The sequence below is a fragment of the Anaerovorax sp. IOR16 genome (assembly GCF_017168145.1).
Taxonomy (GTDB): domain Bacteria; phylum Bacillota; class Clostridia; order Peptostreptococcales; family Anaerovoracaceae; genus IOR16.
This window is the reverse complement of the sequence record NZ_JADQTL010000010.1, coordinates 211,971-231,466: the sequence shown is the minus strand read 5'-3', so window position 1 is coordinate 231,466 and position 19,496 is coordinate 211,971. Positions and strand designations below refer to the sequence as shown.

The 19,496-nt window shown below is 37.8% G+C and carries 16 protein-coding genes; all 16 read left to right on the top strand.

All coding sequences use genetic code 11. The features are described from left to right. The first annotated feature begins 2 nt into the window (after positions 1-2). Positions 3-998, top strand: a complete 996-nt coding sequence (locus tag I2490_RS11685; protein WP_206459944.1) for a lysylphosphatidylglycerol synthase transmembrane domain-containing protein — start codon at positions 3-5, stop codon at positions 996-998. A 122-nt stretch (positions 999-1,120) separates the two neighbouring features. Next, positions 1,121-1,726 carry a histidine phosphatase family protein gene (locus I2490_RS11680; protein WP_206459943.1) on the top strand — a complete coding sequence of 202 codons (606 nt, stop codon included), beginning with the start codon at positions 1,121-1,123 and terminating at the stop codon, positions 1,724-1,726. Between the two features lie 129 nt (positions 1,727-1,855). After that, positions 1,856-2,431: a biotin transporter BioY gene (locus I2490_RS11675; RefSeq protein ID WP_206459942.1), complete on the top strand. Its 576-nt coding sequence runs from the start codon at positions 1,856-1,858 to the stop codon at positions 2,429-2,431. Then, positions 2,422-3,396 carry a biotin synthase BioB gene (gene bioB, locus I2490_RS11670; RefSeq protein WP_206459941.1) on the top strand — a complete coding sequence of 325 codons (975 nt, stop codon included), beginning with the start codon at positions 2,422-2,424 and terminating at the stop codon, positions 3,394-3,396. The genes I2490_RS11675 and bioB overlap by 10 nt, the downstream gene beginning before the upstream one ends. Further along, entirely contained in the window at positions 3,386-4,060 is a 675-nt protein-coding gene (gene bioD / locus I2490_RS11665) for a dethiobiotin synthase (RefSeq protein ID WP_206459940.1), read from the top strand. Before bioB ends, bioD begins: the two co-directional genes overlap by 11 nt. A gap of 119 nt (positions 4,061-4,179) precedes the next feature. Further along, positions 4,180-6,150: a methionine--tRNA ligase gene (gene metG, locus I2490_RS11660; RefSeq protein ID WP_206459939.1), complete on the top strand. Its 1,971-nt coding sequence runs from the start codon at positions 4,180-4,182 to the stop codon at positions 6,148-6,150. An 86-nt stretch (positions 6,151-6,236) separates the two neighbouring features. Continuing rightward, positions 6,237-7,055 carry a TatD family hydrolase gene (locus tag I2490_RS11655; RefSeq protein WP_206459938.1) on the top strand — a complete coding sequence of 273 codons (819 nt, stop codon included), beginning with the start codon at positions 6,237-6,239 and terminating at the stop codon, positions 7,053-7,055. A 175-nt stretch (positions 7,056-7,230) separates the two neighbouring features. After that, positions 7,231-9,084 carry a SpoIIE family protein phosphatase gene (locus I2490_RS11650; protein WP_206459937.1) on the top strand — a complete coding sequence of 618 codons (1,854 nt, stop codon included), beginning with the start codon at positions 7,231-7,233 and terminating at the stop codon, positions 9,082-9,084. A gap of 124 nt (positions 9,085-9,208) precedes the next feature. After that, positions 9,209-10,675, top strand: coding sequence for a tRNA lysidine(34) synthetase TilS (gene tilS / locus I2490_RS11645; RefSeq protein ID WP_206459936.1), 1,467 nt, complete (start codon positions 9,209-9,211; stop codon positions 10,673-10,675). 67 nt (positions 10,676-10,742) lie between these two features. After that, positions 10,743-12,755, top strand: a complete 2,013-nt coding sequence (gene ftsH / locus I2490_RS11640) for an ATP-dependent zinc metalloprotease FtsH (protein WP_206459935.1) — start codon at positions 10,743-10,745, stop codon at positions 12,753-12,755. Positions 12,756-12,812: 57 nt separating this feature from the next. After that, on the top strand, positions 12,813-13,982 hold the full coding sequence (locus I2490_RS11635; RefSeq protein WP_206459934.1) for a PucR family transcriptional regulator: 1,170 nt from the start codon (positions 12,813-12,815) through the stop codon (positions 13,980-13,982). 31 nt (positions 13,983-14,013) lie between these two features. Further along, positions 14,014-14,832: a type III pantothenate kinase gene (locus I2490_RS11630; protein WP_206459933.1), complete on the top strand. Its 819-nt coding sequence runs from the start codon at positions 14,014-14,016 to the stop codon at positions 14,830-14,832. 18 nt (positions 14,833-14,850) lie between these two features. Then, a complete protein-coding gene (gene dusB / locus I2490_RS11625) occupies positions 14,851-15,840 on the top strand; it encodes a tRNA dihydrouridine synthase DusB (RefSeq protein ID WP_206459932.1) in 990 nt (329 codons plus the stop codon). 158 nt (positions 15,841-15,998) lie between these two features. Continuing rightward, positions 15,999-16,472: a transcription elongation factor GreA gene (gene greA, locus I2490_RS11620; RefSeq protein WP_206459931.1), complete on the top strand. Its 474-nt coding sequence runs from the start codon at positions 15,999-16,001 to the stop codon at positions 16,470-16,472. Between the two features lie 73 nt (positions 16,473-16,545). Next, a complete protein-coding gene (gene lysS, locus I2490_RS11615) occupies positions 16,546-18,054 on the top strand; it encodes a lysine--tRNA ligase (protein WP_206459930.1) in 1,509 nt (502 codons plus the stop codon). A gap of 22 nt (positions 18,055-18,076) precedes the next feature. Next, a complete protein-coding gene (asnS, locus tag I2490_RS11610) occupies positions 18,077-19,471 on the top strand; it encodes an asparagine--tRNA ligase (protein ID WP_206459929.1) in 1,395 nt (464 codons plus the stop codon). Positions 19,472-19,496: the final 25 nt, after the last annotated feature.

Sequence of the window (19,496 nt, the reverse complement as noted above, 5' to 3'; positions counted from 1 at the left end):
CCTTGTTATTAATCGGAGCTACGTTCTATTTTTTACTGCGAAAAGCTCCTCTTAAGGAGATGGCGGCGGCAATCTTACAGGCAAATGTTTCTTATTTATTACTGGGTTTTTCGATTATGGTGATTTATGTCATCTTGGAAGGTGTTTGTATCAAAGCTACGATGCATCGTATGGGTGAACGGCCATCGATTTTACGATGTATAGGATATGCATTTGTCGGTTTCTATTTTAGTGGTATTACACCATCTGCATCAGGTGGACAGCCGGCACAGATTTATTTTATGGCAAAAGATCGGTGTAACGTTTCTCATTCAATGATTGCTTTGCTTTTAATCAGTAGTGTTTATCAGATTTCTATGCTTATTTATGGTGTATTTATGTATGCCTTACAATATCATTTTTTAGCACAGTCTGTCGTACAGATTAAATGGCTTCTTTTATTGAGTACAGCAATTAATATTATTTGCGTCATGTTAATTTTATTGGCTTTATTTTTTCCAAAGCGGCTGCGCGAATGTTCACATACTATTTTAAAAGGTCTGTATTATATTAAAGCATGCAAAAAAATAAATGTTTGGCAAGGAAAAATGGACAAACTATTTTCTGAATATGAAGCGGGTGCAATGTATATCCGCAATCATCCGTTGTTAATTGGAAAGCTATTTATAATTACAATGATTCGATTGACGTTATTATATTTAGTACCGTTTTTCGTATATCTTTCCTTAGGATTGAAAGGACATACGGCATTACAGATGGTGGCGATGCAGGCTATTTTAACCGTTGCTGTTTCAGCGCTTCCATTACCGGGTTCTGTGGGAGTGAGTGAAAGTGTCTTTCTCTTGCTTTTCGGAATGTTATTTACGCCGAGCTTTTTGTTGCCGGCAATGCTTTTAACCAGAGGTATAAGTTTTTATGCCGTACTGTTATTAAGCGGTGGAATTTTCTCTTTATCGTCTGGACTGAAACTCTATAAACAAAAAGAATGGGTGGTGTAAGAAATCTTACATCCCTATTTTTTTATTGAGTTGAAAAAAAGCGTACTAACCGATATGATAGTAAGAAGAAATTCATTTATTATGAAAATAACTTTAAGAGATATAATATAGGGAGGACATACATGAGATTAATATTTATACGGCATCCGGAAACGCAGGCAAACGTGAACAAATTAATTTATGGTAGAAGTGAATCGGATTATTCTGAAGCAGGGAGAACCAGCATTTTATGGGTAGTAGAGCAGATGAGAAATTTGGATTTCGATGTGATGTATGCAAGTCCTTCAAAAAGAACAACATTTTTAGCAGAGCAGATTGCAAAGGATCATAATTTTACTGATATTCGGTCTGAAGAGCGAATCCTCGAAATGCATTGCGGAATCTTTGAAAATATGTCAAACGAAGAGGCGAAGAAAAAGTATGAAAAAGAGTACGATGCGTTAATAAATAATTACACTCATTATGTGATTCCACAGGGAGAATCTTTTAAAATGGTACGGGATCGAGTGAAATTGTTTTTAGAAGAAATTTTTCAAAGACATTCGAAAGAGCAAACCATAGTATTTGTTACCCATTCCATGGTGATTCGATCCGCATTATCATATTTACTTAAAATTGATTTGGATGATATTTGGCATATTAAAATAGATCCGGCTTCGATTGTTGACATTCATTATGAGTCAGAATTTGCAATGCTGCAAGGCCTTAGGGCTCCAAGCAGTAAATAAGGATGATTGTTTCAAGAACCTATTGTAAACTATATTTTAAAAATAGTTTACAATAGGTTCTTTTCATATTATAATAAGAAAAATTACTGACAACAAAATAAAGTTTGTTTTCTATAAGGAGTAAATTATATGACATTAAAAAGAAAAATTAGATCAAAAGAATTAGTACTGTGTTCTTTGTTTTCTGCATTGATTGCAGTTGGAGCATTTATTCAAATACCGGTACCTTTTATGGACTATTTTACGTTACAATTTCTTTTTGTTCTGTTAGCAGGAATGATTCTAGGATCAAAAATGGGGATGATTTCAGTAGCTGTATATGTTGCGGCAGGGCTTGTAGGGTTTCCGATATTTGCAGCTGGTGGGGGAATTAGTTATGTATTTCGACCAAGCTTTGGATATTTGATAGGATTTATTGTAGCAGCTTTTATTGTCGGGCTGTTGTGTGAAAAGGTTGATACGTTAACGTTTAGGTATTCCTTGTATTCTGCATTGGTGGGCATGGTGACAACTTATATGATTGGCTTTATTTATAAATACGCCATTCTCAACTACTATATGGGCGAAGTCACTCCATTTTCTATTATATTACTTTCCGCTTTTCCTTTGGACATTCCAGGAGATACGGTTTTGTGTATTATAGCGGCTAGCCTTGCTCGGCGGATTATCTTCGCATTAAAGAAGGAGAACTTAAAATGGAGATAAAAAATTACAAAGAATTTGTGTTGTCTGGAGGGGAAATTGACCGACAACAGTCTTTCGATTTAGTTAAAAAAGATGTTGATTTGCTAGCTAGTGCGGCAAATGAAATCCGGAGTTTTTATTGTGGAAATGCATTTGATTTATGTACCATTATTAATGCAAAAAGTGGAGGATGCACAGAGGATTGTAAGTATTGTGCACAATCGTTACATTATAATGCCTGTATACAAGAGCATCCATTACTTACAAAAGAGCAGTTACAGAATGCTGCGCTTTATAATGAGAAGCAGGGAATCTTACGATTTTCAACGGTGACATCCGGGAAAACTTTATCAGATGAAGAAGTTGAAGTTTTAGTGGAAAGCTATCAAAGCATTGCAAGTATGTGCAAAATTTCCCTTTGCGCTTCACATGGGTTATTAACACAAGAACAATTTATAAAATTAAAGAAAGCAGGTCTTGGCCGTTACCATAATAATTTAGAAACTTCTCCAAATTATTTTAAAAATATTTGTACCACACATACCTATCAGGAAAAAATCGCTGCCATTCAGGCTGCTCAAAATGCAGGACTTGAGGTTTGCAGCGGCGGTATATTAGGACTTGGTGAGAGCATGGAAGATCGAATTGATATGGCATTTGCGTTAAAGGAACTTCACATTACTTCCATACCTATTAATATTTTAAATCCGATAAAGGGTACACCGTTTGGCAATTTGCCATTGTTAGAGTTAGAAGAAATTAGAAGAAGTATAGCGATTTTTCGTTTTATTCTTCCAAAGGCAGTGTTGCGAATTGCAGGAGGAAGAGGACGGCTTTCTGATAAGGGGAGGTCTCTCTTTCAAGGAGGCGCGAATGCAGCTATTTCAGGTGATATGCTTACCACTTCAGGAATCAGTATACTGGAAGATAAAAAAATGCTAAAAAAAATCGGATTTAAAATAAGGAGGCTAAAAGATGAAAGTTAGGAAGAAAGGAATTTTTATTACGGCAACCGGAACGGATATCGGTAAAACTTTTGTTTCTGCTCTTCTTGTAAAATATCTGCGAAAACAGGGAATTCATGCAGGCTATTTTAAACCAGTGCTAAGTGGTGCCGAAAAAAAAGAGGGAATATTGATTGACAGTGATGTTCATTATGTTTGCAGTACAGCAAGATTAGAGAAAAATGCAGAGGAGCTGGTAAGTTATGCATTTGAACCGGCCGTTTCTCCTCACTTAGCCGCAAAGCTGGAAAATAAGCTTATTAAAAAGGAAAAAATCTTAGAAGATTTTCTTAGAGTAAGCCAGGAATTTGATTATATGGTTGTAGAGGGCTGCGGGGGCATTGTTTGCCCTCTTAGGTTAGATGAAGACCCCTTAATGTTAGCGGATGTTATACAGATGCTTAAACTAGAGCTGATGATTGTTGCATCTGCAGGTTTGGGAACCATAAACACAGTTGTATTAACAGTCGATTTTGCAAAGAAACATAATATTTCAATTCAGGGGATTATATTAAATCATTATGAAGAGGGGAATTATTTGCATGAGGATAATCGAAGACAAATTGAACGCCTCACGGGGATTCCAGTGATTGCATTGGTGCGAGAAAACGCTGATGAACCGGAATTTTGTATAAAATTTGGCTAATTTATAAAGTAAGATGTGTATTTGCTTGCATTTTCCATAAGATATAGGTATAGTTTTTTAAAGAAGCAATCAAAAAACGACTGTGCTCATTCGCACGGCGTAAAAAGGAGAGAATGCAAATGACAAAAAAACCTTATTACATTACAACACCGATTTATTACCCAAGCTCCAATCTTCATATTGGACATACCTATTGTACGGTAATGACAGATGCGATGGCACGCTTTAAGCGTTTGACCGGCTATGACGTTATGTTTTTGACAGGAACGGATGAACATGGCCAAAAAATACAAAAAATTGCGGATGAAAACAATACCACGCCACAGGCTTATGTGGATCATGTCGTAGATGGAATCAAAGAACTTTGGAAAACAATGGAGATATCCTATGATGATTTTATTCGAACGACGGAAGAGCGACATGTAAAAAGGGTACAGGAAATTTTTAAAAAGATGTATGAAAAGGGAGACATCTATAAAAGTGAATACGAAGGACTTTACTGCACACCATGTGAATCATTTTGGACAGAGACACAAGCTGTGGACGGTAAGTGTCCCGATTGTGGAAGACCGGTAGAAAAAGCAAAGGAATCGGCTTACTTTTTTAGGCTTTCCAAATATCAAGATAAATTAATAGAACTTTTCGAGCAAAACCCTGAATTTTTACAGCCGGAATCCAGAAGAAATGAGATGTTAAATTTTGTAAAGCAGGGGTTGGAAGATCTTTGTATTTCTCGTTCCAGTTTTGATTGGGGTATTCAAGTTCCGATTGATGAAAAACATGTTATTTATGTGTGGCTGGATGCACTTTCAAACTACATCACTGCATTAGGCTATCCGGATGATCCGGAAAAGTATCAAAAGTATTGGCCTGCGGATGTGCATTTGGTTGGAAAGGAAATTGTACGTTTTCACTCCATTATTTGGCCTGCAATGTTGATGTCTCTTGAGATTCCTCTACCAAAGAAGGTATTGGGACACGGGTGGATTCTCTTAGAAGGCGGCAAAATGTCCAAATCGAGAGGAAATGTCGTAGACCCTGTGAAACTAATTGAGCGTTACGGGGTAGATGCATTAAAGTATTTCTTGTTACGTGAATATACCTTTGGACAGGATGGTTTATTTACCAATGAAGTGATGTTGAACCGTATGAACTTTGATTTGGCAAACGATCTTGGAAACCTAGTAAGTAGAACCGTATCCATGATAGAGAAATATAATGAAGGGATTGTTCCAGGAGCAGGTGCGGATGAAGGAACCGATGGTGAACTGAAAGCATTGGCAATCGGTACTGCTAGTAAGGTAGAAGCGCATATGGATAAGTTCAGCTTCAGCTTAGCCTTAGAAGAAATTTGGACACTCATTCGAAGAACAAATAAGTACATTGATGAAAATGCACCTTGGATTTTAGCAAAGGATGAAGCGAATAAAGATCGTTTAAATATAGTGCTTCATAATTTGGCAGAATCTCTTCGAATTGTTTCCATATTAATTTATCCGTTTATGCATACTACATCAACGAAGATTCGAAAGCAGCTCGGAATTTGGTATGCAGATGTTGCTTGGGAGGATGCATTTACCTTTGATATGATGAACGGAGACCAAGTAAAGAAGGGTGAAGGAATATTCCCTCGGTTAGATATTGAAAAAGAACTTGCAGAGCTTTCTGCAATGCAGGAACAAGCTAAGGCGGAAGCAGAAGCGAACAATGCTGTAAACGCAGAGAAGGAAGAAGGAGAAGCGGAAGGTGAGGCTCCGGAAGTTCCATATAAAGATGCGATTGAATATGATGATTTTGCAAAGATTGATTTCCGTGTTGGTAAAGTACTTTCTTGCGAAAAACATCCGAAAGCAGATAAATTACTCATTTTCCAAATAAAAATGGGAAAAGAAGTTCGTCAGATTATTTCTGGCGTGGCTGCGGATTTTAAACCGGAAGAATGCATCGGAAAAAAGGTCATTGTAGTAGCCAACTTAAAACCAAGAAAGCTGCGTGGAGAAGAATCCAATGGTATGCTTCTGTTTGCAGAAAATGGCGGACGATGTGAATTTGTTACAACCATTGCAAGAGATGGAGAAATTGTAAGCTAACAGTGCTGAATGAAATAAAGAATGAATGGCAGCTCGTCTCAATTTGGAGGACGAGCTGTTTTCACGATTTATGAGGAGGAGATATTATGTTATTTGACTCACATGCGCACATTAATGATGAGCGTTTTGACTTTGATAGGGAAAAGGTATGCAAGCAAATTGAAGATTCACAGATGTCCTATGTAATGGATGTTGGATTTGATTTTGAGAGCTCGATAAAGGCGATTGAAGATGCGAAGAAATACCCTTGGTGTTATGCAGCGGTTGGTTGTCATCCACATGACACGAAAAATATGGATGAAGAAATGTTATTGCTATTTAAAGGGCTTGCAAAAAAACCAAAGGTAAAGGCGATCGGAGAAATTGGTTTGGATTATCATTATGATAATTCGGAAAGAGAGGATCAGAAGTATTGGTTTCGCAGACAACTGCAATTGGCTTTAGAGTTAAAAATGCCGATTATTATTCATGATCGAGAAGCCAATGATGATGTACTTCGTATTTTAAAAGAGGAGGGGGTATTCGCTCCGGTACGGTTGCAGTGTTTCCCTAAAAAGCCATCAGGGCTGCCGGATGCGCGCTTACTTTTACATTGTTATTCCGGCAGCAGAGAACTGGCAGAGCAGTATGTTAAGTTAGGAGCAACTCTATCTATTGCAGGACCGATTACGTATAAAAATGCCAGAAAGACGGTAGAGGTAGTGGAAGCAATTGATTTAGAGCACTTATTGATTGAAACTGATTCTCCTTATTTGACGCCTGTGCCATTTCGAGGGAAAAGAAATCAACCTACATTTGTAGAACATACAGCAGCAAAAATTGCAGAAATTAAGGGAATGAGCTATGAGACAGTGGCAGAAATTACGTGTAAAAATGCCAAACGATTCTTTGATATTGAAGGGTAATAAGATAAGAAAGAAGGAAAAAATGGGAAAAAGGTAAGAGGAAAGGAATAAATTGTCATTAAATTATCCGAATTATGAGCAGATTTTTACAAAAAAAATACTTTCTTTTCGATATACTGAGGACAAGCTTTCGGTTCTGGATGGAATCATTAAGGGGAACAGGAGGAAAGAAAACATGGAATTGCTCATGGATAATTTAAAAACGGTATTAGCAGAAAGGCAAAAAATAAAAGGGGAAAATCTCTCGTTGATTTTTTCTATAATTGGGACGTTAGTATTTGCTTTTTTTGTATCACGAGTTTCATTTTTTTATTATATGTATCCTTGTGGGGTTGCGCTGGTTACCTTACTTATGAGTCGGGAAAAGGGGAATATTTATGTACTTCCCGTTATTCTTTTAAGTCTTCTGACAAATCAAAAGGTTGGATACCCGCTTTGGGGAGATTTGCTTGCAGTTGGTGTTTGCGGAGTGTTTTTCTTCTTTTGGAAAAAGAATTGGCTCTCTCTTTCAAAGCGTGCTATGTTTGCGGCTGGGATTACTATAATAATAAAAGTTGTGTATGGTTTGAATAGTCAAGTTTTTTATTTATACGATGGTGTAAAGATTGGAGGAGAAGGACTTCTCATATTGTTTTTTACACATATTTTTGCAAGAATGTTTACACTTATGGAGGAGAATACAAGCAAACAGAAGTCGACTGCCGAAAATATTGCAACGGTCACGATTGTGGCTTTGGTTTTCGTTGCAGGGGCTTTTCCTTCATTGATTTTTGAACTTTCTCCCGTTTACATAGGCGCTTTGTTGTTATCCATTATGATAGGTTATAAATTAGGAATTATGGAAGGAGCGGTTTGCGGTGTAGTAGGGGGACTCATGATTATGGGGCTTGCAAATGGGATGCCTTCGATTAGTGGAATCCTAGCTTGCGGTGGAATGACGGCTGGAGTTCTTCGTCGGGAACATCGAATTTTATGTGCACTGGGATTTATGGGAGTGTGCCTTTGTTTTGGTGTTCTTAGAGGAAATCCAGATTTATATATGGCAGTGTATGAACCGGTTTTGGCCGGTGCCATTTTTGTATTAATACCGAGTAGAATCTTACAAAAGGTAGACCTTCTATTGGCAAAAGTCGGTAGGCCCGGAGCACGTTATGAATTGGTTGCCAAAAAGCAGATGAAAGCAAAGCTTAAAAATTATTACGATACGTTTCAATATTTATCTTTGGCTTACGGAAAATCTCGAGGGGAAGCAAGACTTCGCAGTGCAGAAAACAGTCGTCAAGTAATGGCGTGTCAATTTCGGGGCATGGCAAAAGCAGTAGGCGGTATGATGGAGGAGATTGAAACCGTTGGACAAGGGGAACGTTTAATTCCTAAGGTTGTACGATACAGTGTGCAAAGGGGTGTTTCCACATATGCGAAGGCAGAGGGAATATCAGGAGACAGTTATCTTTGTACAGAGTTTCGACCTGGAGAATATATGATGGTTCTCAGTGATGGCATGGGAAAGGGAAAAAAAGCGGCTGAGGAAAGTGCTTTAACGGTTAATACTTTGCATTATTTAATGAAAGCAGGATTTGATGCGGAGTTGGCGCTTAAAATCATTAATTCCATTCTTCTTGTAAAATCCACTGAAGAAATATTTTCTACAGTTGATTTGGCATTGCTGAATTTATATACAGGGCGAATGAAATTATTTAAAATAGGAGGAGCTGCAACTTTTATTAAACGTGGCAATGAGGTGGATATGATTAAAGTTTCTGCTTTGCCAATCGGTATTATTGATCAGATTCCAATTGAATCCTTAGAAGTCACCTTACGAAAAGGCGATCAAATTATTCTTGTTTCCGATGGAATTACAGAAGCGGATCGAGGAGAATTGGGGCTTTTGTGGCTCAAAGAAGCGATTGCCGGAATTAAATCAACCGATCCGCAAACAGCAGCGGATTTGATTATTAATAAAGCAGTCGAACGCTGTGGGATTCGTGAACGTGATGATATGACTGTAATTGTAACGACCATCCTATAACAAGGATATTCTCTTTTCCAAATATCCTTCTTTACCTTTTAAAAAAGATTTCTCAAATTTATTTTGAGAAATCTTTTTTTTTTGTTAAACTAATAATAGAAGACTCTTAAAAAGGAGAGTGAAGATGGAAGTCATTCAAAAAGTAAAAAATACAATTAAAGAGCATGAATTAATTCGAGAAGGAACTCGAGTAGTTGTAGGATTTTCCGGCGGTCCGGATTCATTATGCTTGTTATCCGTATTACAAGAAATAAAAAAAGAGTTTTTTATACAAATTTTTGCAGTGCATGTAAATCATCAGCTTCGTGGTGAAGCTGCGGATCGAGATCAAGCTTTTGTAGAACGTGTATGCGCTTCTATGCAAATCCCTTGTAAAGTAGTTTCCTGTGATGTAGGAGAACTTGCAAAGAAGGAAGGATTAAGTACAGAAGATGCTGGGCGCAGAGTACGCTATCAAGCATTCTTTGAAGAAAAAAAACGAATTGAAGAAGAGTTGAAAAGACAGAATTCTCTTGATGACGTTGTGATTGCGGTTGCACAAAATCAAAATGATCAAGCCGAAACAATAATAATGAGGATTATGAGAGGGACAGGCCTCGATGGATTGATTGGAATTGAATATAAAAGAAAGGATGGTGTTATTCGTCCTCTTTTGGATGTTTCTCGAGAAGAGATTGAGCAATATTGCAACGAGAACCATTTGAATCCTTGTATTGATCATACGAATTTACAAACGGTGTATACCCGAAATCGAATTCGCTTGGAGTTAATTCCTTATATGGAGCAATATTTTAATCAAAACGTGATTGGTGCTTTAACACGTTTGTCTAAAATCGTATCTGAAGATGCATCGTATTTAAACGATGAAGCGAAAAAAGCATGGAATTATTGTCAGCTTCAAAGTTGTAAAGGGGATAAGATCGATATGCAGACCGAATTGACTTTTGTTGATTTAAAGCGTTTGCAGCAACAACCTGCGGCACTTAGAAAGAGGATTTTACTTTTAATGTTAAAAGAAAAAGGACTTTTTCAAAATGTATCCGCAGTTCATTTGGAGCATGCAGATCATTTAATTCAAACTGGAAGCCAACCCAGCACTGCGGAGTTTCCAAATGGTTATCGGTTAAGAATTGCATATGACAAAGTTGGAATCGTATATGAAGAAAATTTCATATTAAAAAATAAAAAAAATGATAAAACAATTTATATGGATAAGCAGATACAAGAGAATGCATTAAATGGAGAACTAAAGGAAAAACTGGTGAAGTGGGAAGATGTTCCGAATTTAAAAAAAATGGAAAAAAATAAACGAGCTTTTGATTATAATGCTGTAAAAGCAACTGGAATGCCGTTGGTACTTCGTACAAGAAAGCCAGGCGATTTTTTACGCCCATTTGGAATGAAAGGTACAAAAAAACTACAAAACTATTTTGTTGATCGGAAAATTCCGAAAGAATTACGTGATAAAATACCTTTGGTTGCATGCGGATCAGAAATTCTTTGGATTATCGGAGAAGCAACCAATGAAAACTACAAGGTGACCGAGAAATCAGAAGTCATCCTTTTGCTTGAATACGATGAAAGAATATGATAAAATAAAGCATTACTGAGTGTAATTAGAAAATGAAAAGTTAAGAGGTAGGAGGAACAATATTAAATTGAATAGAACAGCAAAAAATGTTGGGATATACTTACTAATCTTTGTCATAGTAGTTGTGATGGCATGGGTATATAAAGGAGTGCCAGCAAAAGAGATTAAATCGATTGAGTTTTCAGAGATGGTAACCTATTTGGAAAAACAACAGGTAACCGAGTTGACGATAAAGGACACACACCTTAAGGGAACCTTGAAAAATGGAACCATAGTAAGTGCTTATGCACCAACTCCTTATGAGTTGATGCAGGTTAGCCAGACCTATGTTATGCCGCAGGCCGCTGAGGGAATATTAAAAGTACCAAGTGTAAAACCGGATAATTCCGGATGGATTTGGAATCTGCTGCCTACGCTTGTAATGATTGTAATCTTCGCTTTTTTCTGGTTTTCATTTATGAATCAGGGGCAAGGCGGAGGAAAAGGTGTAATGACCTTTGGTAAGAGCCGAGCGCGTCTTCATAAAGAAGAAGATATGAAAAAAGTAACCTTTGCTGATGTGGCTGGGTTGGATGAAGAAAAAGAGGAATTAACAGAAGTTGTTGACTTCTTAAAAAATCCCAAAAAATATGTAAGCTTAGGAGCTAGAATTCCAAAGGGGATATTGCTTGTCGGTCCTCCAGGAACTGGAAAGACCTATTTATCAAAAGCTGCAGCAGGAGAAGCAGGTGTACCGTTTTTTACAATCAGTGGTTCTGACTTTGTAGAAATGTTTGTAGGTGTCGGTGCTTCCCGTGTTAGAGATCTGTTTGAGCAAGCAAAGAAAAATTCGCCGTGTATTGTTTTTATCGATGAAATTGATGCGGTTGGAAGAAGAAGAGGCGCTGGAATTGGCGGTGGAAATGATGAAAGAGAACAAACGTTAAATCAACTTTTAGTTGAAATGGATGGATTTGGCGTAAATGAAGGAATCATTATTCTTGCAGCAACCAACCGACCGGATGTATTGGATCCAGCGATTTTAAGACCGGGACGTTTTGACCGTCAGGTTGTAATAGGAGTACCGGATATTAAGGGCAGAGAGGCAATTTTCAAAGTGCATGCGAAAAATAAGCCGCTTGATGAAACAGTTGACCCTAAGGTATTAGCAAGAAGAACACCTGGATTTACTCCAGCGGACATTGAAAATTTATTGAATGAAGCAGCTTTGCTTACTGCAAGAAGAAATGGCAGTAAAATACACATGGCAGATATTGAAGAGGCGATTACAAAAGTAATTGCAGGTCCGGAAAAGAAAAGCAGAGTAATTAGTGAAGCAGAACGTAAGTTAACTGCATTTCATGAAGCCGGACACGCAATCGTTGCGAGAGTACTTCCTCATACGGACCCGGTTCATCAAATTACCATTATGCCGAGAGGCAGAGCTGGTGGTTTTACGATGATTTTACCAAAGGAAGACAAATACTATATGACCAAAACGGATATGGAAGAGCAGATTGCTCATCTCCTCGGTGGCCGTGTTGCTGAAAAGCTTACGTTAAATGACATCAGTACTGGTGCTAGCAATGACTTGGAACGTGCAACGAATATTGCAAGAGGTATGATTACGAAGTATGGTATGAGTGATGAGCTTGGACCAGTTAGCTACAGTGAATCGGATGAAGTTTTCTTAGGAAGAGATTTTACTTCTAAGAAGAATTACTCCGAGGAAGTTGCTTCAAGAATTGACCATGAGATAAGGACGATTGTAGAAGCGCAGTTTGAAAAGGTTGAGCAGATATTAAACGAGAATATGGAGAAACTTCACCAAGTAGCGCATGTGCTGCTTGAAATTGAAACCTTAGATGGTACTCAATTTGAAGATTTGTTCAGTGGAGATAAGACTTCTGAAGAGATTATCAAGGAAGTTCGAGATATGGAACAGGTAAAGGCAGAAGCGGATAAGGAAGAAGCAAAAGAGGCCGCATGGGATGTGGAGGAAACTTTAAACGACACAGAACCAGCCATTGAGGAATCGAGTGAAGAGCAATCCGAACTGAAAGAAATGGTAGATGACGCTGACTCTGATGACGAAGAATAGTGGATCTGAGGCGCAGGGGAAATCCCTGCGTTTCGTGTCTGTAAGGGGGCATTTTTAATGAGGGAAACGTTTTCCAACAGTTTAATTAGCAATACGATTTATCACTTGTTGAATTTTGAAAAACACAGTAGTTTTCAATCTGCAGCAAGAGAAGCAGCGATCAACAATAATTTTCAAATTGTTTTGTTTAGCCAAGATTTTAATACCGTTTTTTCAGTTGAAACACAGCATCGAGCCACAATTGAGGATGCCATCCGGCATGGGATTGAAAAAGATGTGGATAAAAATCAGATTAATACCCGTGTGGATGTAAATGGTGTGCTTACTTATTGGGGGCCGGTTAGCATCAATGGCATTCGTCATTATTTAATGCTAGTTGACAATGATGAATCTTATTCGCAGGAAGAAATTGCGAAGCTTGCGGAAATTATTGAGTTGGCAATGGGAATGTGGAAATATTCGCCGGAACGTGATTTGACTGCAGAATTTATTAAAGCACTCCGTAGGGGCAACAAGAGTCTAGCTTACAGCTTAAAGTCTGAAGCAGAATTCAGTGATGCGAAGATTGAAGGAATTTATGATATTCCTGAAGTGGACAAGGATGCTGGTTTGAAAATTTTAGCTAATTTTGAAAAAGAATATGAAATTCATAGTTTAAAAATTGCAGAGGGAGATGAAATTTGCGGTGTTTTGCTTTCTAATGCAGATGCGATTCAAATAGGAGAAGAAGAGTGGAAGAAGTTAGCCAAACAACTTGCAGGAGTTGGCGCAAAAAAAATCTTTTATTTTAATGGAATTGATGGTATTGAGGATGCTGGAAGTGCATTTCAAATTATCAATGAGACGGAACCATTCATTCAACTTATTTTTCCGCAGAAACGAGCCTTTTCTAAGTATGAACTAGCGCTTGCTTCGGATTGTGTGAACATCTCACTAAAAGGTGGACAAGTGAAAAAGAATTATTTGGATTTACTGAAACCGTTAAAAAGTGCAGGAGAGACAAAAGCAAAACAGTTGTTGGACACGTTAGAATCCTTCGTTTTGGATGCAGGTCTAAATACAGCGAAAACCTCTCGCCTTATGGATATTCACACAAATACAGTACAGTATCGATTAAAACGAATCAAAGAAATTTTGGGTGTAGACATTACTGGCAATACGATTGTACCTGGTTTGATGATGGCATTGGCAGTGAGTCGAATTGAAAAAATGGTAAAATCGTTATAAATACTTTCAGAAATTAAAGGAGAACTAGTAAATGTTATTAGCATTCGACGTGGGAAATACAAACATCGTACTTGGTGTTTTTAAAGACGGTGATTTGATCCAGAATTGGAGAATGGAAACAGACAAAGATAAGAGTGCAGATGAATACGGAATGGTTATCAATCAACTTTTTGCATATGAAGGGCTTGATATATCGGAAGTACGTGATGTGATTATTTCTACAGTAGTTCCGTCCATTCTTTATACGCTACAGCATCTGTCGCAAAAATACTTTAACAAACGTGCCATTGTGATCGGACCGGGGATTAAAACCGGACTGATTGTAAAATATGATAATCCAAAGCAAGTCGGAGCTGATCGTATTGTAAATGCGGTAGCTGCTTTGGCAAAGTATGGCGGTCCTTTAGTAATTATTGATTTTGGAACAGCTACGACTTTTTGTGCGGTTTCGGACAAATCCGAATACTTGGGAGGGACAATTGCTCCCGGAATTAAGATTTCTTCCGATGCTTTATTTGAGAAAACTTCAAAGCTGCCTCGTGTAGAATTAGAAGAGCCTGGGCATACCATTTGTAAAAATACCAATGAGAGTATGCAATCCGGTTTGGTCTATGGACATATGGGAGTCGTTGATTATATCGTAAAAAGAATGAAAAAAGAGTTGAAGGAATGCTGTGAAAGTGAGCGTGAACCAATTGTTGTTGCTACAGGGGGACTTGCAACGTTGATTGAAAGTGGCATTGACTGTATTGATTACGTAGATAAAATGTTAACGTTAGAGGGTCTTAAAATTATTTATGAGAAAAATCGTTGTTCTCATGGAAATGGAAAAGGCAAGCACCACGGATAGTGGGTATTGGTGAAGATTTTGAAAGTAAATAAAAATAAAAAATTAAGCATAGGCTCTGTCTCATTTGAAAATCCCTTTTTTCTGGCACCACTTGCGGGAATTACAGACGGAGCTTTTCGAAGCCTTTGTAAAAAACAGGGCGCAGGCCTTGTATATTCTGAAATGGTCAGTGGGAAAGGACTTTTCTATAATGACAAAGCCACAGAGCGCCTACTTCGTATTTACGATGAGGAAAAGCCCGTGGCCTTTCAGGTTTTTGGTGCCGACCCAAAGATTATGGAAATCACAGCGAAAACACTGGCGGAACGTGACAATTGCTTGCTTGACATCAATATGGGATGTCCAGTCCCTAAAGTAGTAAAGAATGGGGAAGGCGCAGCATTGTTAAAGGATGTTGAACTTGCTGTACAGCTTGTGGAAGCAGCGGTTGCAAATGCAGGGAAGCCTGTTACAGTAAAAACACGAATTGGATGGGATGAGAAGACAAAAAATGTCGTTGCCTTTGCAGAAGCAATGGAAAAAGCAGGAGCTTCTGCCATTGCAGTTCATGGAAGAACCCGAGAGCAATTTTATACCGGAAAGGCTGATTGGGCATATATAAAAGAAGTAAAAAATGCAGTAGGAATCCCTGTGATTGGAAATGGTGACATCTTTTGCGGGGAGGATGCCATACGGATGATGGAAGAAACCGGATGTGATTTTGTAATGATTGCTCGAGGTGCACTTGGAAATCCATGGATTTTCAAAGAAGCTCTAGCGCTTTGGAATGGAGAATCTCTGCCAGAGGCACCTTCGTTTGAAGAAAAAGTAGACACGATAAAAAAGCAACTGACGGATCTTTTAGCAGAAAAAGGTGAGTATGCTGCGGTAAGAGAAATGCGTAAACATGTGGGTTGGTATTTAAAGGGTGTATACGGTTCAGCAGAAATTCGGAGGCAGGTAAATGAGATACAAGAAGCGAAGCAATTACTGGAATTACTTGAGAATTTTAAGCGCCGGAACATTTAATTGACAAACTTTCACATTTGATTTATAATTTTATGAATATTGAATCGCTGGGTGTAAACCAGCAAAAAGAATATGGCTGATTTTATCATAAGGAAAATAAAAGAGCATAGAATTAGTAAATATGCGAAAATTATAAGAGTAGAAAAGGAGAACATGCTATGGCAGATGAAATCTTATTAACCAAAGAAGGCTATGATAAAATTGTAGCAGAGCATGAGGAATTGGTTTCGGTAAGAAGAGCTGAGGTTGCGGAGCGTATCAAGGAAGCCATTTCCTATGGAGACATTTCTGAGAACTCTGAATATGACGCTGCGAAAAATGAACAAGCTGAATTAGAAGAAAAGATATTAAAATTGGAAAATATGATCCGAAAGGGTAAGATTATTAATGATTCTGAATTAACTGGAGAACATGTTAATTTAGGATTAAAGGTTAAAGTAAAGGACTTGGATGAAGGGGAAGTTATGGAGTTCAGTATTGTTGGATCTACAGAAGCAGATCCTTTTGAAGGAAGAATTTCCAACGAGTCTAAGGTCGGAAAAGCACTGCTTGGAAAAGCAGTTGGTGATGTTGCTGAAGTTCAAGCTGAAATCGGTTTGATTCGTTATAAAATTATGGAAATTACCAAATAATAAAAAATACAATAGACTTAAAAAATACAATAGACAAAGGGATATTTTGTAATATCCGGGAAAGAGGGCATTTATGAGTGAAGAAATGAACACAATGACTCCTCAGACAGAGGAGCAAGAGCACAGCGAGCAGGTTCGAATCCGTCGTGAAAAGTTAACAAAATTGCAGGATATGGGAAGAAATCCTTTCTTAATTGAAAGATGGGATGTTGACCATCACAGCAAAGATATTAAAGATAACTTTGAACAAGTGGAAGGAAAATTTGTTGTTATGGCAGGTCGTATTATGGCCAAACGTCAAATGGGAAAAGCTTCCTTTGTGGATATTCAGGATAAACAGGGCCGCATTCAGTGCTATGTGAGACAGGATGCCATCACACCGGAAGAATATGAAGTATTTTTAACATACGATTTGGGTGATATTATTGGAATTAAAGGAGAAGTCTTTAAGACAAGACATGGAGAGATATCCATTAAAGTAAAGGAATTGGTATTGTTATCTAAGTCCTTACAGCCACTTCCGGATAAATGGCATGGTTTAAAAGACCAAGATATGCGTTATCGTCAGAGATATGTAGATTTAATTGTGAATCCTGAAGTGAGAGATACCTTTATTCTACGTTCTAAGATTATTCATGAAGTAAAGAGATTCTTAGAAGAAGAAAGAGGATTTTTGGAAGTTGATACACCAATTTTAACAACAATTGCGGGTGGAGCGAATGCACGTCCGTTTTCTACACACCATAACACTTTAGATATCGATATGAAAATGCGTATTTCCAACGAGCTATTCTTAAAAAGGCTTATTGTAGGTGGTTTGGATCGTGTCTATGAAATGGGAAAAATGTTCCGAAATGAAGGTATGGACCGTAACCACAATCCGGAATTTACCTCCATGGAATTATACCAGGCGTATGGTGATATGGATGATATGATGGATATTACCGAAAATGTATTTGCAAATGTAGCGAAGGTACTTTACGGCACGACCGTGATTGAATATCAAGGAAAGAAGTTTGATTTACAGCCACCTTGGCAGAGATTGGACATGGCACAAGCTGTTAAAAAATGGGTTGGTGTAGATTTTGATGAAATACAAACGGATGAAGAAGCAAGAAAAGCAGCAATCGCTCATGGAATTGATCCAGAAGAAGCAGAGACAATGACAAGAGGGACAATTATTGCTGAGCTTTTCGAGGAACATTGTGAAGAATATTTGGATGGTCCGGTATTTATTACAGGACATCCTGTTGAAATATCTCCGCTTGCGAAAAGAGATCCGAAAGATCCTAGAATCACAAGAAGATTTGAAGCATACATCAACACTTGGGAAGTAGCAAATGCATTTTCCGAGTTAAATGACCCAATTGATCAGTATCAGAGATTCAAAGATCAGCAGGCTCAACTTGAAGGCGGCGATGATGAAGCACATCCTATGGACGAAGACTTTGTTAATGCATTGGAAGTAGGACTTCCTCCAACCGGAGGTTTGGGTATTGGTATCGACCGAATGATTATATTAATGACGGATTCACCGTCCATTCGTGATATTATTTTATTCCCTACAATGAAACCGCTATAAACAAAAAGGAGTGTAACATAAGATGAAAGATATACAGCTGCGGGAACTGTTTCGAAATACCCAAGGTTATGAAGAGCAAGATATTGTGGTTCGGGGATGGGTAAGGACGAACCGCAGTTCCAATAAATTTGGTTTTATAGAATTAAATGATGGAAGTTTTTTTAAATCCGTTCAGGTTGTTTATGAAACGGAATTGATTGATAATTTTGAAGAAATTGCTAAGGCACCAATTGCAGCAGCTCTTTATGTGGAGGGGAAACTCGTTTTAACTCCTGAAGCAAAACAACCTTTTGAAATAAAAGCAAAGAAAGTAGTCATAGAAGCTGATTCAGCACCGGATTATCCTTTGCAAAAAAAGCGTCATAGCTTAGAATTTCTGAGAGAAATTGCACATTTAAGGCCAAGAAGCAATACGTTTTCAGCAGTATTTCGAGTAAGATCGCTGGTAGCTTATGCAATCCATAAATTTTTCCAAGACAATCATTTCGTTTACGTGCATACACCAATCGTTACGGGCAGTGATTGTGAAGGTGCAGGTGAAATGTTCCGTGTAACTACCTTAGATATTAACAATCTTCCTAAGAAAGAAGATGGTTCTATTGATTATTCGGAAGACTTCTTTGGAAAAGAGACGAGCTTAACGGTCAGCGGACAATTAGAAGCGGAAACCTTTGCTTTAGCTTTCCGAAATGTTTACACATTTGGCCCTACATTCCGTGCAGAAAACTCCAATACAGCAAGACATGCATCAGAATTTTGGATGATTGAACCGGAGGTAGCTTTTGCTGATTTAGAGGATAACATGGAGCTTGCGGAAGCAATGATAAAATACATCATTCGTTATGTTATTGAAAATGCACCGGAAGAAATGGAATTCTTTAATCAATTTATTGATAAGGGTTTATTAGAGCGTTTGGATCATATTGTAAATTCTGATTTTGCCAGAGTAACTTATACAGAAGCCGTTGATTTACTTCTTAAATCTGGTCAGGAATTCCAGTACCCAGTTTCTTGGGGGATTGATTTACAAACCGAACATGAACGTTTCCTTACCGAGCAAATTTTTAAGAAGCCGGTATTTGTAACCGATTATCCAAAAGAAATCAAAGCGTTTTATATGCGTATGAATGACGATAATAAGACGGTTGCGGCAATGGATTTATTGGTTCCAGGTGTAGGTGAAATCATTGGTGGAAGCCAGAGAGAAGAGCGCCTTGATCATTTAGTAAATAGAATTAAGGAGCTTGGTCTTCATGAAGAAGATTATAGTTGGTATTTAGATTTGAGAAAATATGGCGGTGTAAAACATGCCGGTTATGGTTTAGGATTTGAACGTATCATTATGTATATTACGGGAATGAGTAATATTCGAGATGTACTACCGTTCCCTAGAACACCAAAGAATGCTGAATTTTAATTGAATTATGAAATCTTAAGGAGAG